The sequence below is a fragment of the Bartonella sp. AP30XZML genome, from assembly GCF_042195945.1.
Classification (GTDB): domain Bacteria; phylum Pseudomonadota; class Alphaproteobacteria; order Rhizobiales; family Rhizobiaceae; genus Bartonella.
Window position 1 is genome coordinate 1 of sequence record NZ_JBHIPJ010000029.1, and the last position, 1,969, is coordinate 1,969.

General features: G+C 41.0%; 1 protein-coding gene and 1 pseudogene. Both read right to left on the reverse strand.

Annotation, left to right across the window (positions count from 1 at the left end; all coding sequences use genetic code 11):
* Positions 1-154: 154 nt before the first annotated feature.
* Positions 155-559 (reverse strand): hypothetical protein, encoded by a 405-nt coding sequence (locus ACFIL2_RS02005; protein ID WP_375681673.1) that lies wholly within the window; start codon positions 557-559, stop codon positions 155-157.
* Between the two features lie 20 nt (positions 560-579).
* Positions 580-1,969 (reverse strand): annotated as a pseudogene (locus ACFIL2_RS02010) (filamentous hemagglutinin); the annotation flags it as partial.

The window sequence follows — 1,969 nt, forward strand, 5'->3', positions numbered from 1 at the left end:
ATTTACAATAAAAAGGCTCTAAAGCCTGTTGATATTTTATCTCCGTTTTTCAAGACAGTTCTGAACTGAGTTGAGATGGTAAATTGAGAAAACAATCCCACCATTCCAAGCAAAGGCAAGGATGGCGGATTTTAATCATCACAAACAGCAAAACTTAAGGCTGGCATTTGCGACTATTTTTATATTTTTTACAAAACGGGCTGTTCAAGCGCTTCTTGACACTGCGCTGTGGAACAACAGCGCCTGGACGACAAATCGGAAGGTTTTCGGCTTTATGATTCTCGCACATAGTCCCCCCCCCTACTTTATCACGAAATCCCGATTGAAGCATGCAAGCTTCTATGCTTCCTATTGCATTGTTGCTTAACTTTCTATTTTCTGGATCGCGATCATAAGGGGTTGGCATGCCACATTCTAATAAGGCTTTTCCTATTTCAGTAAAATTAGTAACACCATTTTTCTCCCACACACTCAAATACCCGCCAGGAGGCTTATTAAACTGACATCCAGCTATACTTAACAGAACTATTATACTTAATAATTTTAGAGTCTGTTTCATTTTTCACTCCATTATTTAATTCAAGGTTTTTGTTCACGATGAGATGTGCCATAAAGTGTTCTGCACTTATTACCCGCATCTCCAAGGCAAGTATGAGGATTGTAAGGATTTGTGAACATATTCCATGTTTCTTTCCACCAATTACTACCAGCAGGTATTGTCTCGTAGGTATAGCCATTACCGCCAATAATTCTGCTGACAAAGTCGTATCTATGCCCATCAAAACCAACAGTGATTTGTTTGCCATCACTCACATACCCTAACAGACTGGATGCAACTAAAACATTAAAGGCTGGTCCATAGAGATTGATAGTCGTGTTTTCGTTGGCTATACCGTGAACACCTTCTTGTTTGAAAGAATTCAGCATATTCCCCAATGTCATTGTCCCGCGACTATGTCCATAAAGTTCTAATCCTGTAAGACCATAGCTATACATCAAATCTTTTGCTTCTTGTGTTGAATTGGTCAAACCCCAAAAGTTATTTTCCATAAACTTCTGATAGCCCGCGACTAGAAGTTCTGAGATAGCAGAATCGGCTTCTGGGAACACAACAAAATAAAGCGGTTCATTTTTATTCTCCGCATGTTGCTCTGCATAAACAGCGGCTTCATAGGGTGGCGTAAAGATGCCATTAAAGGACACATGCACTTTGCCATCAGAGCCTTCTTGCAAATACTGCTTTTCTTCATCCGTTAAATAATGAAACTTAGGTATTTTTTGTCCACGAGCGTCTTCTATAGGCTCTCCATTTGCATCTATTTTATAGATTATATTACCCTTTTCATCACGGTCGACCACGGCGATGGGGTGCTCTTTGATAAACATGGTTTTATAGGAATCATCGCTGTATTTAAATCCTTCTTCTAAGAGTTGGGTTGCCATTTCACGGTTTTCATGGACGATTTGTTCCAGCTTGCCTACATCGAGCTGTTGTACACTCTTATGGGCGCTAGCAGTATCCCGATTAAGGGAGGCTATGGCTTGCTCAACATCTTGCCCTGTTAATGCCTTCTGACCTGCTTCATCAGTCAACACAATGGTGCCATTGCTGATAGCAGATTTGGTATATCCTTCCTCTGAATCTTTAGCTTTTGAATGATCTAAGACATTTTTAGCAATGTTTTTCCCGACACCATATTTGCCCTGATACATCGGACCACCCGCCGAAATGCTTAAACCTTGACTGCTGGCTTGCGCATGCGCACTGTTGCTGATATCACTGGTGCTGATGCTTCCTGTGGTCAGACTGTTTTTATCTGCCGGCGCGGTGCTTTCAATAATACCTCCGGTCAGCGTTGTTTTATCTTTAACGTTGATCTTAAAACCACCATCACCCGCTTTGATGCCTGATTGTTCCACAACACTATGATAATCACTAGAGGATTTATCCTTGTTCAAGGAAATATTG

Excerpts from the sequence above, each read along its gene's own strand:
- ACFIL2_RS02005 (WP_375681673.1), bottom strand. The coding sequence starts at position 559 with ATGAAACAGACTCTAAAATTATTAAGTATAATAGTTCTGTTAAGTATA.